Raw genomic sequence first — 16,347 nt, 5'->3', positions numbered from 1 at the left:
ATCACCAACCCCGGCACCAACAGCTACAAGCGGCTGGTGCCCGGCTTCGAGGCGCCGGTCAAGCTGGCGTACTCGTCGCGCAACCGCTCGGCGTCGATCCGCATCCCCTACGTCGCCAATCCGAAGGGCCGGCGCATCGAGGCGCGTTTCCCGGACCCGATGATGAACCCGTACCTGGGTTTCGCCGCGCTGCTGATGGCCGGGCTCGACGGCGTCGAGAACAAGATCCATCCGGGCGAGGCCGCCAGCAAGGACTTGTACCACCTGCCGCCGGAGGAGGACGCGAAGATCCCCACCGTGTGCTCGAGTCTCGACCAGGCGCTCGACTACCTCGACAAGGACCGCGCCTTCCTGACCAAGGGCGGTGTGTTCACCGACTCGTACATCGACGCCTACATCGACCTGAAGATGACCGAGGTCACGCGCTTCCGCATGACCACGCACCCGGTCGAGTTCGACATGTACTACAGCCTGTGACCCTGGCGCCGCGCGCGGCCGCGGTGGCAAAGGCAGGAAGGGGCGGCTCGGGCCGCCCCTTTTCGTTGCCTGCGCGCCGTGCAGCCTGGGTCACAATGGCCGCGCGGTGCGTGCGCCCGCGACGGAGAGACAGGCATGAAGCGGTTGGGAACTCGTACGCTCGGCGTCGGCACGGCGGCGGTGTGGGCGCTGGGCACGCTGGCCGGATCGGCGGCGTGGGCGCAGCAGCAGGGCGGCAGCGTCGTCTACCGCTGCCCGGGGCCGCCGGTGCTGTACACCGACGCGCTCACGCCGGCCGAAGCGCAGCAGCGCGGCTGCCGCACGATCGAGGGTGCGCCGATCAGCGTGATGCCGTCGACGCCGCGCCCGCGCCCCGAGGCCGCGCCGGCCGCGGCCGCCGCGGCGGCTTCAGCGCCACGCCCGGCGGGCAGCCGGGTCGACCCCGCCGAACAGCGCAGTCGCGACAGCGACCGTCGTGCGATCCTCGAGGCCGAACTCAGGCGCGAGCAGCAGCGCCTGGCCGAACTGCAGCGCGAGTACAACAACGGTCAGCCCGAGCGCCGCGGCGACGAGCGCAACTACCAGCGCTACCTCGACCGCGTCGCCGAGATGAAGGCCGGCATCGAGCGCAAGGAAGGCGACATCGCGGCGATCAGGCGCGAGTTGGGCAAGCTGTCGAACTGACGGGGGCGAGCGCGATGCCGCTGCCGTTCCTGCGTCCGGACGGCGCCCCGTCTTACGACGCGTTCGACCTGCTGGCGACGATGGTCGCCGTGGTCGACCCGGGGGGGCGGGTGCTGTTCGCCAATGCGATGTTCGAGCACCTCGTCGGCGCGTCGCGCAAGGCCATCGTCGGCGGCGCGGTCGTCGACTGGGTCGCCGACGCGAATCCGTTGCGCGAGGCGCTGCAGGCGGCGGCGCGCAACGACATCGCCACCGCGCGCTTCGACGCCGAACTGCGCCGGGTGCCCGGCGCGCACCCCGACCGGCTGCCCGTGCACGTGATCGTCAACCAGACCGAGTACGCCGAGCGCCTGGTCGTCGAGATGATCGAGATCGAGCAGCAGACCCGGCTCGATCGCGAGGAGCGCGCCCACGGCCAGGCCGAGGCGACGAAGGAGCTGATCCGCAACCTGGCGCACGAGATCAAGAACCCGCTGGGTGGCATCCGCGGCTCGGCGCAGTTGCTGCAGATGGAGCTCGAGTCGAAGGAGCTGGCCGAGTACACGCAGGTCATCGTGCACGAGGCCGACCGGCTGCAGGCGCTGGTCGACCGCCTGCTCGCGCCGCACCGCAAGGCGCAGGTCGTCGGCGACGTCAACATCCACGAGGTGTGCGAGCGTGTGCGCACCCTGGTGCTGGCCGAGTTCGCGCAGGGCCTGAAGGTCGAGCGCGACTACGACATTTCGATCCCCGAGTTCCGCGGCGACCGCGAGCAGCTGATCCAGGCGGTGCTGAACATCGCCCTCAACGCGGCGCAGGCGCTCGAGCCGCGCCGCGCGGTCGGCGACGCGGTGATCCTGCTGCGCACGCGAAGCGTGCGGCAGGTGACGATCGGCAAGACGCGCTGGCGGCTGGCACTGGAATTGCATGTCGAGGACAACGGGCCGGGCATTCCGGCGTCGATCCGTGATCGCGTCTTCTACCCGCTGGTGTCGGGGCGCGACGGCGGCTCGGGGCTGGGCCTGACGCTGGCGCAGACCATCGTGCAGCAGCACCAGGGCACGATCGAATGCGACAGCGTCCCCGGACGCACCGTGTTCAAGATCGTCGTCCCCCTGCCGTAGCGGACCGCACAGCGCATGAAACCCATCTGGATCGTCGACGACGACCAATCGATCCGCTTCGTGCTCGAGAGGGCGCTGGCGCGCGAGCAGTTCGCGGTGCGCTCGTTCTCGAGCGGCCACGACGTGCTCGCCGCGCTCGACACCGACGAGCCGCAGGTGCTGGTGTCGGACATCCGCATGCCGGGCGGGTCGGGCATCGACCTGCTCGCCAAGGTCAGGGCGCGGCTGCCGGCGCTGCCGGTGATCATCATTACCGCGTACGGCGACCTCGACAGCGCGGTGTCGGCGTTCCAGGGCGGCGCCTTCGAGTACCTGCCCAAGCCGTTCGACGTGACCAAGGCGGTCGAGCTGATCCGCCGCGCCGTCGAAGAGAGCCTGCGCGAGGCCGTGCAGGCCGAGCGCGCCGCCGAGATGCCCGAGATGCTCGGCCAGGCGAGCGCGATGCAGGACGTGTTCCGCGCGATCGGGCGACTCAGCCAGAGCCACGTGACGGTGCTGATCACCGGCGAGAGCGGGTCGGGCAAGGAGCTCGTCGCACGCGCGCTGCACAAGCACAGCCCGCGCGCCGGCGGGCCGTTCGTCGCGATCAACACCGCAGCGATCCCGAAGGACCTGCTCGAGAGCGAACTCTTCGGCCACGAGCGCGGCGCCTTCACTGGCGCGCAGACGATGCGCCGCGGCCGCTTCGAGCAGGCCGAGGGTGGCACGCTGTTCCTCGACGAGATCGGCGACATGCCGTTCGATCTGCAGACGCGGCTGTTGCGCGTGCTCTCGGACGGCCAGTTCTACCGCGTCGGCGGCCACCAGCCGCTGAAGGCCAACGTGCGCGTGATCGCCGCGACGCACCAGAACCTCGAGCAGCGCGTCAAGGACGGTGCGTTCCGCGAGGACCTGTTCCACCGCCTGAACGTCATCCGCCTGCGCCTGCCGGCGTTGCGCGAGCGCCGCGAGGATATCCCGATGCTCGCGCGCTTCTTCCTCGCGAAGAGCGCGAAGGAACTCGGCGTCGAAGCCAAGCGCATCGGCGACGCGGCACTGGCGCGGCTGGTGGCGTTCGACTTCCCGGGCAACGTGCGCCAGCTCGAGAACATCTGCCACTGGCTCACCGTGATGGCGCCGGCGCAGGTCATCGAGCCGAAGGACCTGCCGCCGGAGCTCGATGCGGGCGCAGCCGCCGCACCGGCGCCGACCGCGCCGACCGTGGCGTCGCCCGCAGCCGACGCCGTGCCGGGCATTGGCGCGGCAATGCCCGCGCCGACCTGCGCGCCGGCGTCGACGCCGGCGCTCGGCTGGCTGCACGACCTCGAGAGCGAGGCGCGCACGCTGCTGCAGTCCGGAGCGCCCGACGTGTGGGACACGCTGACCCGCCGCTTCGAGGGGCGGCTGATCCTCACCGCGCTCGAGGTCACGCGCGGGCGGCGCATCGAGGCGGCACACAAGCTGGGCATCGGCCGCAACACGATCACGCGCAAGATCCAGGAGCTCGGGCTCGACGACGACGCGCGCTGCAGGTGATCGAGCGTGGCGTCTGGGTCGGCGCCGCACGTCCGGCAGCCGATCGACCCTGGGCCGCCGGCGCAGTCGACCGGTGCGCAGGCGGCCGCGGGCCGCAGCCCGCGCGCCTCAGCCCGCCACGATCTCGACCACCACGGGCGCGTGGTCGCTGGGGCGCTCGTTGCGCCGTGGCGCCTTGTCGATCGTGCACGCGCTCACGCGCGGGCGCAGCGCCTCGCTGACCAGGATGTGGTCGATGCGCAGGCCCTGGTTCTTGCGGAACGCCAGGTTGCGGTAGTCCCACCAGCTCCAGCTCTTCGGCGGCTGCTCGAACAGGCGAAACGCGTCGACCAGCCCGATCGCGAGCAACTCGCGGAAGTGCTCGCGTTCCTCGGGCGTGCAGTGGATCTGCCCGGCCCACGCGACCGGGTCGTGCACGTCGCGGTCCTCGGGCGCGATGTTGAAGTCGCCCATCAGCACCAGCCGCGGGTGGACGGCCAGCTCGGCGCGTGTCCAGTCGCGCAGCGCCTCGATCCAGCGCAGCTTGTAGACGAACTTGTCGCTGTCGGGCGCCTGGCCGTTGGGGAAGTACGCACCGATCACCCGCACGCCTCCCAGCGTCGCGGCGATCACGCGCGCCTGCGCGTCGTCGTGCCCGGGGATGTTGCGCACCACGTCGGCGGCGTCGCCCTTGCTCAGCAACGCGACGCCGTTGTAGGTGCGCTGGCCGAACCACTGCGCACGGTAGCCGGCCGCCTCGATCTCGGCGACCGGGAACCTGTCGTCGGTGAGCTTGGTTTCCTGCAGTGCGATCACGTCGACCGGATTCGCCTCGAGCCAGGCGAGCAACTGCGGCAGACGCACCGCGAGCGAGTTCACGTTCCAGGTGGCGAGTTTCAAGGCAGTCCTGAGTTGTCGTCCTGACGGGGCTTCACTGTCACCGCGGCCTGTCGGACCGCCATGCACGCCGGCAGACGCATGCGTCGCGAACCCGACCGGCGCCGACAGGTCACCCGCGGCGGCCCCCATCGTACAAGGCGACCGGGGGAGCCTCGGCGCCGGCGGCTCGGCGGCGTGCGGCGCGAGCCGGTGCTCCAGTCGCCATGCCGGCCGGACTGCCCCGTCCGCCGTGTGCGCGCGGACGAGAGGCCGCCGGCTGCGGATGACCGTGCCTGCCGCAGCGGCGCCTCACCCGGCGCTCGCGCCGGCCTGGTGGTGGAAGGTGTAGCGGCCGATCTCGCGCTCGCCCGCATCGTCGACGGCGAGCAAGCGAAGGACGGAATCGTGCGCCGGCCGGTGGCGGAGCTCCGCCAGCTTGGGCGCGAGCAGCACCTCGCCGGCGGCCGCGTCGAAGGGCAGGTCGACTAGGCGTTGCTCCTCGCCCGGCGCGAAGGAGTAGCTCAGCACGGCGTCGAGCCGCCGCACGTCGCGAAGCGACGCACCGACGCGGCTGACGAGCAGCTCGTCGTCGGGCGCGACGCTGCACCGCACGCTGCCGCCGGCCGGCACCCTGTACTCGCGCACGCGGCGGCCGCCGGCCTTCAGCCTCTCGACGAGGCCTGGTGTCAACACCGCGGGCACGAGGCCGCGCGAGAAGGCGTCGCGAACGCCGCGTGCGAGCGCGACGACTTCGTCGAACGCGGCACCGCAGGTGTCGCAGTGCAGCAGGTGTTCGTCGACGATCTCGGTGGTGGCGGCATCCATGTCGCCCAGCCAGTAGTCGACGAGAGCCTGCCACTCGGGATGTGCGCGTTCGTGGGTCATTCGATTCTCCGGGTGGCGTCGACGCAGCGGCGCAGCTTGTCGATGCCGCGATGGCGGATCACGCGGACATTGCCGGCACTCAGGCCGAGCGAGCGGCCGACGTCCTCGGCGGACTGCTCCTCGTAGAAACTCAGCACCAGCACGGCGCGCTCGCGCTCGGGCAGGCGCTCCAGGCACTGCGCGACACGCTCGTGGTCCAGCCGCGGCGGCACGTGCAGGTCGGCGAGCGGCACGTCGCCGGCGAAGCGCTGCAGCAGATCCTCGCGCCGGCGCTGGTCGCGGTACAGCGCCGTCACCGTCATGCGGCACGCGCCGAGCACGAAGGAGACGACGCGCGCGGGCTCGTCGACCGCGCCGGCGCGCAGCTTCTCGATCGTCAGCGCCATCACCTGCTGCATCAGGTCGTTGGCGGCATGGTCGTCGCGCAGGTGGCGCTGGCCATAGCGCCTCACGCGCGGCGCGAGCAGCCGGTACAGCTGCGCTTCGGCCTCGGGGTCGAAGGCCGGGGCCGCGGCGACGATGCGCGCGGCAGCCCGGGCCTCGGGCGTCCCGGCGGGTGCGACGTCGACGCAGTCCATCACGCAAGCATAGTCCCGGCGGGCGCGCAAGTCTCGCTGTAACGCGGCGGCGGCTCGAGTCACATCCCGGTTGTCAACCACAGGAGGCACCATGCTCATCGATCCGAACACCGGCACCAACGTCCACGAGGTCGCCGACGGCATCTACCGCATCAACACGCCGATCACCTTCCCCGACGGACAGGGCTTCAGCTTCAACCAGTACCTCGTCGTCGACGACGCACCGTTGCTGTTCCACACAGGCCCGCGCGCGCTGTTCCCCATGGTGCGCAAGGCCATCGCCGCCGTGACGCCGATCGAGCGCCTGCGCTACATCGGGATGTCGCACACCGAGGCCGACGAGTGTGGCGCGATGAACCTGCTGCTCGCCACGGCACCCGAAGCCGTGCCGCTGTGCAGCCGGATCGCGGCCATGGTCTCGATGAACGACCTCGCCGACCGGGCACCGCGCGCGCTCGCCGACGGCGAGCGGCTGTCGCTGGGCCGGCGCGAGGTCCAGTGGTTCGACACGCCGCACGTTCCGCACGGCTGGGACGCGGGGCTGCTGATGGAGCGGACCACCCGGACCTTCTTCTGCGGCGACCTGTTCACGCAACCGGGCCCGGGCACCGAGGCGTTGACCGAGGCCGACATCCTCGGCCCCAGCGAAGCGTTCCGCGCGCCGATGGACTACTTCGCCCATGCGCCGCACACCGGCGCCTTGCTGCAGCGGCTGGCAGCGCAGGAGCCGCGCACGCTTGCCTGCATGCACGGCAGCGCCTGGCGCGGCGACGGCGCGGCGCTGCTGCGTCACCTGGCCGAGGCGGTCACCGCCTCCGATGCCCCCGGAGGCGGCGGCGCAAGTCCGTCGGCGCACGGCAACGCACGCAGGCCATAGCCCGCCGCGTCGAGCGCGTGCGCGATGCGTTGCCCGACGCCGCGGTGCGCACGCGGCTTGGCGCGGCCGCGCCAAGCCGCGCCGCGACCCGATCAGGCGCCGAGCGCGGTGCGCGCCTCGCGCAGGCGCGACCTCAGCGCCCCGAAACGGCGCCGGTACTGGGTGGGCGACATCAGCACCTTGCGCCGGAACAGCCGGTTGAAAAAGCTCGCGTCGCGGTAGCCGACCTCGTAGGCCACCGCCTCGATCGACGCCTCGCCGGACTCGAGCATCTGCTTGGCCTCCTCCAGCCGCAGGTGATGCACGTAGTCGAGCGGGCCCATGCCGGTGGCCTGGGCGAAGCGACGCTTGAACGTGCGCTCGGCAAGGCCGGAGACAGCGACCATCTGCGCCACCGGCGCCTCGTGCCGGTAGTTCTCGGCCGCCCAGGCCTGTGCGGCCGCCACCGGCGGGTCGCTCGCCTGGGCGCCGTGGCGCAGCGACGCGTAGGCGATCGGGCTCGTCGCCGCCCAGTCGATCAGGTTGATGCGCGCCACCTGCATCGCCGCTTCGGCGCCGGCGAAGCGGCTGATCAGCGCCATCACGAGCTGGTGCCACGCGATGCCGCTGCCGGCCATCACGATGCGCTGGCCGGCCCCGGCGAAGAGCAGGCCGCGCTCCGGGTGCCAGCGCGTGCGCGGGTACTCGCGACTCAGGGCGTCGCAGTAGGCCCAGTGCGACGTGGCGTCCAGCCCTTCGAGAAATCCGGTGCGCGCGAGCAGCACCGCCCCCGAGCACGACGAAGCCAGGATCGCGCCCTGGTCATGGCGCTCGCGCAGCCAGGCCACCTCGGGGTCGTAGTCGTCGCCGAGCGGCTCGCCGGGGGGCACCGCGATGTCGGTCACGCACACCACGTCGGGCGATTCGCAGGCCTCGAACGAAGCGTCCGGCGTGATGCGTACGCCGTTCGCCGCCTCGAGCGGCCGGCCGTCGCGGCTGACGATGAGCGAGCGAAACGGCGACTCGGCGTCACCGCCGTGCAGCAGCGACCAGTCGCGGTGCACGCCCGACAGGCAGTCGTGGAAGCCGTACAGCGTTCCCGCGGTGACACCGGGCATCGCCAGCAACGCCACCGTGATCGGTCGCTTCGTCATGGACGCCTCCGTGTGGCCGGAATGGACGGATTCTTGCCGAATCGCCGCTGGTCGGCATCGGGCCGCGTGCGCACACTGCCGCTCCTGCGCCGACCCGCGCCGAACCCCACTTGCCGGAGCCCATCGATGCCGACCCCTCTCGACCTGCTGCTCGATCCGATCACCCTGACGATGCTCGCGATGTTCGCGGCCCTCGCGCTCGCCGAGCGCCTGGCCCCCGGCCGGCCGCTGCCGCGCGTGCCCGGCTGGCACGCCCGTGCGCTGGCCGTGTTTGCGCTGTACTTCCTGCTCTCGTCGTACCTGCCGCTGCTGTGGGCCGACACGCTCGCGCCGCTGCAGCTGTTCGACCTGTCGGGCTGGCCCGTCTTGGCCGCGGCGGGTCTCGGCCTGATCGTCTACGAGCTGTTCGCGTACGCCTATCACCGCGGCATGCACGGCATCGACGCGTGGTTTCGCGTGTCGCACCAGATGCACCACAGCGCCGAGCGGCTCGACGTCTACGGTGCGTTCTGGTTACGCCCGCTGGACATCGTCGGCTGGTCGCTGGTGCCCAGCGTGGCGCTGACGCTGCTCGGCCTGCCGCCGGCCGCCGCGACGGCGACGATCCTCGTGATCACCTTCCTCGCGATCTTCCAGCACGCCAACCTGCGCACGCCGCGCTGGCTCGGCTTCATCGTGCAGCGCCCGGAGAGCCACACGATCCACCACGCCCGCGGCATCCATGCGAAGAACTACGCCGACCTGCCGCTGGTCGACATGCTCTTCGGCACCTTCGAGAACCCGCGCCGCTTCGAGCATGCCACCGGCTTCTGGGACGGCGCCTCGGCACGGATGCTCGACATGCTGCTCGCACGCGACGTCTCGCGTCCTGCCGCCGACCGACCCTGAGTACACCTCGATGAAGACCACCGTGCGCCAGATCCAGCTTCCCGGCCGCCTGCGCCTCGAGTTCGCCGAACAGGGCCGCCGCGGCGACGACCTGCCGGTGATCGCGCTGCACGGCGTCACCGACTCGTGTCGGAAGGTGCCGGCGCGCGTATGGCGGGCCGCCTTCGCCGGCTTCATGCGCGACGACTTCTCGGTGCGACTGCGCGAGATCGACGTACCCACGTGGACCGTCTGGGGGCGTCACGACGCCGTTTGTCCGGCCGCCGAGCAGCAGGCGATGCTGCAAGTCATCGGCGGTTTGCGCCTCGTCGAGTACGCCGACGCGGGGCATGCCATGCACTGGGAGGAGCCGCAGCGCTTTGCGCCTGACCTCGCCCGTTTCACCCAATCCGTCGCCACCGCAGTGGTGGCCCCATCCGAAGGAGACCTGCCATGACCACCCTGATCGATGCCCTCGGCCATCCGGTGAGCGGCGCCACCGCCACCGCGATCGAGCACTACGAGCAGGCCGCGCACGAACTGCGCTGCCTGATCGGCGACCCGCTCGCGACGATCGACCGCGCGCTCGCCTACGCGCCCGCGATGTCGGTCGCGCACACCCTGCGCGCCTGGCTGCACCTGCTCGGCACCGAGGCGAGCGCGCTGCAGACCGCGCGCGACGAGGCCGAGGCCGCGGCGCGCCATGCCGGCACCGAACGCGAGCGCATGCATGCGCAGGCCGCCGCCCGGGTGGCCCAGGGACGCTGGCGCGATGCGGCCCGTCTGCTCGAGGACCTCTCGGCGCAGCACCCGCGCGACCTGCTCGCGTTGCAGGCCGGCCACCAGCTGGACTTCTTCACCGGCGACTCGCGCATGCTGCGCGACCGCATCGCCCGCGTGCGGCCGCACTGGAACGACGCGATGCCCGGCCACCACGCGGTGCTCGGCATGCACGCCTTCGGCCTCGAGGAGATGGGCGACTATGCGCAGGCCGAACGCACCGGTCGGCGCGCGATCGAACTGCAGCAGCGCGACACCTGGGCCTGGCACGCGGTGGCGCACGTGCACGAGATGCGCAACGCGCCGAAGGAGGGCATCGCCTGGCTCGAGCCGAACGTCGAGCACTGGGCGCGCGACAGCTTCTTCGCGGTGCACAACTGGTGGCACTTGGCACTGTTCAAGCTCGAGCAGGACCGCCACGACGAGGTCCTCGCGATGTACGACGCCTCGATCGGCGGTCCGGGCTCGGGCGTGGTGCTCGACATGATCGACCAGAGCGCGCTGCTGTGGCGCCTCGTGCTGCGCGGCGTCGACGTCGGCGACCGCTGGCAGGCCCTGGCCGAGCGCTGGGCCCCGCACGCCGACGCGGGCAACTACGCCTTCAACGACCTGCACGCGATGATGGCGTTCGCCAGCGCCGGGCGAGCCGACCTTGCCGCGCGGCTGCGCGAGACGCAGCGTGCCGCGATGGCCGACGGCGGCGACAACCGCGCCTTCACCGCCGAGGTCGGCGAGCCGGCCACGCGCGCGGTGCAGGCCTTCGTCGCGGGCGACTTCCCGACCGTCGTCGCGCTGTTGCGGCCGGTGCGCTCCTACGCGCATCGCTTCGGCGGCAGCCACGCCCAGCGTGACCTGATCGACCTGACGCTGATCGAGGCCGCGCTGCGTGGCCGGGACCGATCGCTCGCGGCAGCGCTGACCGCCGAGCGGGCCGCGATGCGCCCGGCGAGCCCGCTCGCGCAGCGCCTGGTCCAGCGGGCCGAGGCCGCCTGAGCGCAGGTCGGACCCGATCGATGGGCCGTCGCGGCGCCGCACCGGCGAGCGCGGCACGGTGCAGCGACGCCGGCCCGATGCACGCGCCCGGTCTGTTCGCGCCCAGCGACGTCACCGACCGTCGGGACCCGGTCGCACCAACGCGCCATGCACGCGACGAGCCGCACCGACGCTCGTCGCGCGCGAGGCCGTGATGATGGGCGCGGTCATCACGGGTCGACACTGCGCGCGAGCGCCGTCGACGGCAGCCGTCCCCGGATCCCGCTGCGGCACCGCGTCGGCGGCCGTCGTCACCCGCAGAGCCGGTTCGATCGACCGGTCAGGCGACACGAGCCGGGGCCCCGGCGCTGCCCCGGTCACCACCGACATCGCCATCGTCGCCAACGGCGGCACGGCCCAGGCCGGCGCGCCGGTTGCGCCGACGGGCCTGTGGCTGGCCTGCCGCCGGGCGCGTCCGCCGGCAGGCCTCGGCCGGGGCAGCGCAGCACCCGGTGTGCCGCCCGGTCATCGGCCGTGCAGCGGGGGACTCCGCGGTCGCAGGCTTCATGACCGGACGTGTCGGGTCGGGGTGAACGCGGTCACGACGCCTGCGCGAGCTTGCGCGCGGTGTCGCGGTTCTTGCCGATCTGCGCGATCAGCGACTCCTCGCCGGGTACCTCCAGCGCGCGCTCGAACAGCTGCACGCCCAGTGCATGCCGGCCGGCGGCGCAGGCCTGCACGCCAGCCAGGTTCAGCCAGCGGCGCGGCCCGCCGCCCAGGCGCAGCGCGGCCTCGAAGTCGGCGGCGGCGTCGTCGTGCCGATGCAGCACCTTGGCCAGCGTCGCGCCGCGCTGCAGCAGCGCGTCGGCGCCGGGGGCCGTGTCGATGTCCTGCGTCAGCCGTGCAACGCGCGCCTGCGCCTGGCGTTCGATGCGCGACAGCACCTGGTTCGCGTTGATCCAGCCCGCCGCGTAGATCGCCGCGGCCAGCGCCAGCGCCGCGTACGAACCCTGCTGGCCGAGCCACACCACCAGCGTCACCGCGGGCAGGGCGTAGGCCCACCCGTGCGATTTCTTGCCCAGCTGGTCGAACGCGACGACGAGCAGCCAGCCCAGCGTGACCACGCCCAGCGCGCACTTGAGGTTCAGCGCGTCGCGGCGGATGCCGGCCGCCTGCAGCAGGTAGGTGTCGAGTTCGTTGTCGTCGGTGGGCATCGGCGGAGGTGGTGGGCGTCGCAGCGGCGTGGCGCCGCCGGGTGCAGTCTATCGCCCGGGTTGCAGCGCGGATGCGCGCGTGCGCAGGACGCGCGGGCAAGCTTCGGCGACGCCGGGAGAAGCGGCGCGGTGGGCCGACCGGAAGAATCCGCACGTGCCGCCCGCGTGGCCGACGGTGTCGCCGCCGGCGCGCCGGCGTGTCGCCAGCCGGCACTCCGCCATCGACCGAGGAGGACCCGAACGTGGACCCGAAGACGCCGCCGACTCCCGACGTGATCGACCACCCCGCGCCACTGACCATCCGCGACGCCCGCGCCGACGAGTTCGACGCGCTCGGCCGGCTGCTCGTGCGCGTGTACTCCGCGCTCGACGGCTTTCCGACGCCGGCCGAGCAACCGCGCTACTACGAGCTGATGGCCAACGTCGACCGCTTTGCCCGCGTGCCGCAGGCGCGGGTGCTGGTGGCGGTGAGGGCGGACGCGGTGCTGGCCGGCGGCGTCGTGTACTTCGGCGACATGGCGCACTACGGCTCCGGCGGCCGCGCCACGTTGGTGCGCGACGCATCGGGCATGCGCCTGCTCGGCGTCGACCCGTGGCATCGCGGTGCCGGCGTCGGCAGGGCGCTGACCCGGGCCTGCATCGCGCTGGCGCGCAGGCGCGGACACGCGCAGATGATCCTGCACACGACGGCGCCGATGCAGGTGGCGTGGCGCCTGTACGAGAGCCTGGGTTTCGTCCGCTTCGAGGACCTCGACTTCGCGCAGCAGGGACTGCCGGTGTTCGGCTTCAGACTGGCGCTGACAGGGGTGCGCCCGCACGGCGGCAACCGCGCACCTTGCACCTGCACCCCGCCGGACACGCAGGACCCCGGGCCGCGCGGTCATCGCGCAGGGATCTTGCGCTGAGCGGCGACGAGCGCCCGCCCGGACACCAACACGACTTCGCTCGTCGCGGCTTCGCCTGGCGCGTGGTTACCGCTGCTGCCGTCTGGCGCGCACCGCCTGCGCCAGTTCGCGCAGCACCGGCTCGGTCTGGTCCCAGCCCAGGCAGGCATCGGTGATCGACACGCCCCAGCGCAGCGGCTGGCCGGGCACCAGGTCCTGGCGACCCTCGTGCAGGTGGCTCTCGATCATCACGCCGGCGATGCGGCGCTCGCCGGCCTGCAGCTGCGCGGCCAGGTCGCGCGCCACGTCGGCCTGGCGGCGGTGGTCCTTGCGGCTGTTGGCGTGGCTGCAGTCGACCATCAGCCGCTCGGCGAGTCCCGCCGCGCGCAGCAGCGCGCAGGCGCTGTCGACGTGTTCGGCGCCGTGGTTCGGCACGCGCCCGCCGCGCAGGATCACGTGGCAGTGCGGGTTGCCGCGCGTCTCGAACACCGCGGCCTGCCCCATCTTGGTCATGCCGATGAAGGCGTGCGGCGCGCGCGCGGCGACGATGGCGTCGGCCGCCACCTTGACGCTGCCGTCGGTGCCGTTCTTGAATCCCACCGGGCAGCTCAACCCCGACGCCAGCTGGCGGTGGCTCTGGCTCTCGGTGGTGCGCGCACCGATCGCGCCCCAGCTGACGAGGTCGCTGATGAACTGCGGGCTCAGCAGGTCGAGGAACTCGGTGCCGGCGGGCAGGCCCAGCGCCAGCACGTCGAGCAGCAGCCGGCGCGCGCGCTCGAGCCCCTCGTTGATCGCGAAGCTGCCGTCCAGGTGCGGGTCGTTGATGTAGCCCTTCCAGCCCACCGTGGTGCGCGGCTTCTCGAAGTACACGCGCATCACCGGCAGCAGCTCGCCGGCCAGCTCGTCGGCCAGCGCCTTCAGCCGCGCGGCGTACTGCAGCGCCTGGTCGTGGTCGTGGATCGAGCAGGGGCCCACCACCGCCAGCAGCCGGTCGTCGCGGCCATCGAGCACCGCGGCCACCTGCGCGCGGGTGTCCTCGACCAGCATCAGCGCCGCCTCGGGCACCGGCAGCTTCTCCTGCAGCAGCGCGGGCGTGATCAGGGGGCGCACCGCGTCGATGCGCACGTCGTCGATGCGCGTGGTGTCGCGCGTGCTGCCCGGGGCGATGCGGCGGCTGCCGACTTCGCGGTCGTGGGTGGGGTCGTCCAGAGCGGTCATGCACGCGATTCTGCGCCGCCGCGACGACGGCGACGGTACGTGACGAAGGCGAAACGCGTGCCGTCGGTGGCGGTGTGCGGCTCGCGCGCGACCTCGTCGAAGTCGGCGCGGTCCCAGCGCGGGAAGTGCGCATCGCCGTCGAGCTCGGCGTCGATCTCGGTGAGCACCAGCTCGTCGGCCCACGGCAGCGCTGCGGCGTACAGCTGCGCGCCGCCGATGACGAACACCTTCGGCGCGCCGGCCAGCCGCGCCAGCGCGTCGGCCAGCGACGTCGAGGACTCGGCGCCGTCGGCGTGCCACTGCGGATTGCGCGTGACGACCACGTTGCGCCGCCCCGGCAGCGGACGAAAGCGCGGTGGCAGCGAGTCCCAGGTGCGCCGACCCATCACCACGGGGCAGCCCAGCGTGGCCTGGCGGAAGTGCGCCATGTCCTGCGGGTCGCGCCACAGCAGGGCGTTGTCGCGGCCGATCGCGCCGTTGCGCGCCACCGCGGCGATCAGCGCGACGACGGTGCGCCGCCGGTTCACCGCGCGCTCCTGCGCGGCAGCAGCGCGCTGGCGATGGCCAGGCTGACGCAGGCGATTGCCGCGGCATCGGCCCAGCCGGGGCGTTCGCCGACGATCAGCGTCGCGCCCAGCGTGCCGACCACCGGCACCGCCATGATCGAGAACGCGCTGGCCGACGGCGGCAGGTCGCGCGCCAGCGAGAACCAGATCACCTGCGCATAGCCGTAGTTGAGGAACACGCCGTACGCCAGCGACGCCCACATCGGCGCGCTGAAGCGCCAGTGCGGCGCCGGCTCGGCCAGCGGCGCGACGAGCCAGAAGAACGCCGCGCCCATCAGCATCATCCACACCGTCACCGCCTCGGTGGGCAGCGTCGTCTTCGTGCGGCGCATCAGCAGCGTGCCCAGCGCCCACGACAGGGCGGCCAGCTGCATCCACAGCACGCCCACCGGGCGGCCGGCCAGCGCGGCCAGCTCCTGCGTCGACAGCAGGCCCACCGCGGCAGTCGCCGCGACCATGCTCAGCCACACCCGCGCATCGAGCTTCTCGTGCGCCAGCAGCGCGCCGATCAGCATTGTCCACACCGGCATCGTGAAGCCCAGGATCGCCGCGCGTCCCGAGGCCAGCTCCTTGAGCCCGAGGATCGAGAACAGGTGCCAGCCGACGATGTTCGGCAGTGCCAGCCAGGCCACGCGGCCGACCTCGCGCCACGGCAGGCGCATGTCGACGCCGCGCCAGCGAAAGAACAGCCACAGCGTCAGTGCGCCGCCGCCCATGGTCAGTGCACGAAACCACAGCGGCGTGATCTCGCGCAGGCTGAACTTCATCATCGGCCAGTTGACGCCCCACATCAGCGTCAGCAGGGCCAGCACGCCGACCTGGCGCGGGCTCAGCACGTCGGCAACGCGTTCAGACCGCGACCGGCGCCTTGATCGCCGGATGGTGGCGGTAGTCGAGCAGCTCGAAGTCGTCGAGGTCGTAGTCGAAGATCGACGGCGGACGGCGCCGCAGCCGCATCACCGGGTACGGGTGCGGCGCGCGCGCCAGCTGCGTCTCGACCTGCTCGAAGTGGTTGCTGTAGATGTGGCAGTCGCCGCCGGTCCAGATGAACTCGCCGGGCTGCAGGTCGCATTGCTGCGCAAGCATCAGCGTCAGCAGCGCGTAGCTGGCGATGTTGAACGGCACACCGAGGAAGACGTCGGCGCTGCGCTGGTACAGCTGGCAGCTCAGCCGGCCCCCGGCCACGTAGAACTGGAAGAACGCGTGGCAGGGCGCCAGCGCCATCTTCGGCAGGTCGGCCACGTTCCACGCGCTGACGATGATGCGGCGGCTGTCGGGGTCGGTCTTGAGCTGCCGCACCACCTGCTCGATCTGGTCGACGTGGCCGCCGTCGGGCGTGGGCCAGCTGCGCCACTGCACACCGTACACCGGCCCCAACTCGCCGTCGGGGCGCGCCCATTCGTCCCAGATCGTGCAGCCGCGCTCCTGCAGCCAGCGCACGTTCGAGTCGCCGCGCAGGAACCACAGCAACTCGAGCACGATGCTCTTCAGGTGGACCTTCTTGGTGGTCACCAGCGGGAAGCCCTCGGCCAGGTCGAAACGCATCTGGTGGCCGAACACGCTGCGCGTGCCGGTGCCGGTGCGGTCGGCCTTGGCCACGCCGCGCGTGTAGACGTGGCGCACGAAGTCTTCGTACTGCGAGCGCACGGGACGCTCGACGGCGGTGGGCATCGACACGGCAAAGGGCGGCAGCGAAGGCGTCGGGACGCGGCGCGCCGGGCGCCGCGGGAAGGTCG

Annotated in this window: 17 protein-coding genes and 1 pseudogene; 9 read left to right on the top strand and 9 right to left on the bottom strand. The window is 72.3% G+C overall.

Features of this window, described 5'->3' with window-relative positions:
• From glnA to ntrC, 4 genes and pseudogenes are all read left to right on the top strand, one after another.
• Nucleotides 1–477 (top strand): annotated as a pseudogene (gene glnA / locus PKC53_RS13085) (glutamine synthetase); the annotation flags it as partial.
• 135 nt (nucleotides 478–612) lie between these two features.
• Nucleotides 613–1,161, top strand: a complete 549-nt coding sequence (locus PKC53_RS13080) for a hypothetical protein (protein WP_324429271.1) — start codon at nucleotides 613–615, stop codon at nucleotides 1,159–1,161.
• A 14-nt stretch (nucleotides 1,162–1,175) separates the two neighbouring features.
• Nucleotides 1,176–2,264, top strand: a complete 1,089-nt coding sequence (glnL, locus tag PKC53_RS13075) for a nitrogen regulation protein NR(II) (RefSeq protein ID WP_324429269.1) — start codon at nucleotides 1,176–1,178, stop codon at nucleotides 2,262–2,264.
• A gap of 15 nt (nucleotides 2,265–2,279) precedes the next feature.
• Nucleotides 2,280–3,779, top strand: a complete 1,500-nt coding sequence (ntrC, locus tag PKC53_RS13070; RefSeq protein ID WP_324429268.1) for a nitrogen regulation protein NR(I) — start codon at nucleotides 2,280–2,282, stop codon at nucleotides 3,777–3,779.
• Between the two features lie 108 nt (nucleotides 3,780–3,887).
• On the opposite strand, the gene xth is transcribed toward ntrC, so the two are convergent.
• From xth to PKC53_RS13055, 3 genes are all read right to left on the bottom strand, one after another.
• Nucleotides 3,888–4,658, bottom strand: a complete 771-nt coding sequence (xth, locus tag PKC53_RS13065; protein WP_324429266.1) for an exodeoxyribonuclease III — start codon at nucleotides 4,656–4,658, stop codon at nucleotides 3,888–3,890.
• 288 nt (nucleotides 4,659–4,946) lie between these two features.
• Nucleotides 4,947–5,522: a hypothetical protein gene (locus tag PKC53_RS13060; protein ID WP_324429264.1), complete on the bottom strand. Its 576-nt coding sequence runs from the start codon at nucleotides 5,520–5,522 to the stop codon at nucleotides 4,947–4,949.
• Entirely contained in the window at nucleotides 5,519–6,100 is a 582-nt protein-coding gene (locus tag PKC53_RS13055; RefSeq protein ID WP_324429262.1) for a sigma-70 family RNA polymerase sigma factor, read from the bottom strand. The genes PKC53_RS13060 and PKC53_RS13055 overlap by 4 nt, the downstream gene beginning before the upstream one ends.
• 91 nt (nucleotides 6,101–6,191) lie before the next feature.
• Here PKC53_RS13055 and PKC53_RS13050 point away from each other — a divergent pair, with 91 nt between their 5' ends.
• A complete protein-coding gene (locus PKC53_RS13050; protein ID WP_324429260.1) occupies nucleotides 6,192–6,977 on the top strand; it encodes an MBL fold metallo-hydrolase in 786 nt (261 codons plus the stop codon).
• A gap of 92 nt (nucleotides 6,978–7,069) precedes the next feature.
• Here the strand turns inward: PKC53_RS13050 and PKC53_RS13045 are convergent, their stop codons facing one another.
• A complete protein-coding gene (locus tag PKC53_RS13045) occupies nucleotides 7,070–8,110 on the bottom strand; it encodes a helix-turn-helix domain-containing protein (RefSeq protein WP_324429258.1) in 1,041 nt (346 codons plus the stop codon).
• A gap of 126 nt (nucleotides 8,111–8,236) precedes the next feature.
• Between PKC53_RS13045 and PKC53_RS13040 the strand changes: the two genes are divergently transcribed.
• The 3 genes from PKC53_RS13040 to PKC53_RS13030 are packed head-to-tail and all read left to right on the top strand — an operon-like array spanning nucleotide 8,237 to nucleotide 10,750.
• Nucleotides 8,237–8,998: a sterol desaturase family protein gene (locus PKC53_RS13040; RefSeq protein WP_324429256.1), complete on the top strand. Its 762-nt coding sequence runs from the start codon at nucleotides 8,237–8,239 to the stop codon at nucleotides 8,996–8,998.
• A 10-nt stretch (nucleotides 8,999–9,008) separates the two neighbouring features.
• Entirely contained in the window at nucleotides 9,009–9,434 is a 426-nt protein-coding gene (locus tag PKC53_RS13035) for an alpha/beta hydrolase (protein ID WP_324429254.1), read from the top strand.
• Nucleotides 9,431–10,750, top strand: a complete 1,320-nt coding sequence (locus tag PKC53_RS13030) for a tetratricopeptide repeat protein (protein ID WP_324429252.1) — start codon at nucleotides 9,431–9,433, stop codon at nucleotides 10,748–10,750. The genes PKC53_RS13035 and PKC53_RS13030 overlap by 4 nt, the downstream gene beginning before the upstream one ends.
• Before the next feature lie 578 nt (nucleotides 10,751–11,328).
• Here PKC53_RS13030 and PKC53_RS13025 read toward each other — a convergent pair.
• Nucleotides 11,329–11,943, bottom strand: coding sequence for a hypothetical protein (locus PKC53_RS13025; RefSeq protein WP_324429250.1), 615 nt, complete (start codon nucleotides 11,941–11,943; stop codon nucleotides 11,329–11,331).
• A gap of 242 nt (nucleotides 11,944–12,185) precedes the next feature.
• Between PKC53_RS13025 and PKC53_RS13020 the strand changes: the two genes are divergently transcribed.
• The gene (locus PKC53_RS13020) at nucleotides 12,186–12,848 is read left to right on the top strand and encodes a GNAT family N-acetyltransferase (protein WP_324429247.1); all 663 of its coding nucleotides are present in this window, start codon (nucleotides 12,186–12,188) and stop codon (nucleotides 12,846–12,848) included.
• A 66-nt stretch (nucleotides 12,849–12,914) separates the two neighbouring features.
• Here the strand turns inward: PKC53_RS13020 and PKC53_RS13015 are convergent, their stop codons facing one another.
• The 4 genes from PKC53_RS13015 to PKC53_RS13000 are packed head-to-tail and all read right to left on the bottom strand — an operon-like array spanning nucleotide 12,915 to nucleotide 16,282.
• A complete protein-coding gene (locus PKC53_RS13015; RefSeq protein WP_324429245.1) occupies nucleotides 12,915–14,045 on the bottom strand; it encodes a 3-deoxy-7-phosphoheptulonate synthase in 1,131 nt (376 codons plus the stop codon).
• On the bottom strand, nucleotides 14,042–14,572 hold the full coding sequence (locus tag PKC53_RS13010) for a dihydrofolate reductase (protein WP_324429243.1): 531 nt from the start codon (nucleotides 14,570–14,572) through the stop codon (nucleotides 14,042–14,044). The genes PKC53_RS13015 and PKC53_RS13010 overlap by 4 nt, the downstream gene beginning before the upstream one ends.
• Nucleotides 14,569–15,447, bottom strand: coding sequence for a DMT family transporter (locus PKC53_RS13005; RefSeq protein ID WP_324429241.1), 879 nt, complete (start codon nucleotides 15,445–15,447; stop codon nucleotides 14,569–14,571). The genes PKC53_RS13010 and PKC53_RS13005 overlap by 4 nt, the downstream gene beginning before the upstream one ends.
• A 13-nt stretch (nucleotides 15,448–15,460) precedes the next feature.
• Nucleotides 15,461–16,282, bottom strand: a complete 822-nt coding sequence (locus tag PKC53_RS13000; protein ID WP_324429239.1) for a thymidylate synthase — start codon at nucleotides 16,280–16,282, stop codon at nucleotides 15,461–15,463.
• Nucleotides 16,283–16,347 lie beyond the last annotated feature (65 nt).

The organism is Azohydromonas sp., assembly GCF_035325925.1.
GTDB lineage: Bacteria > Pseudomonadota > Gammaproteobacteria > Burkholderiales > Burkholderiaceae_C > Calidifontimicrobium.
The sequence above is the reverse complement of the archived record's forward strand: the minus strand, read 5'-3'. Positions and strand labels throughout refer to the sequence as shown.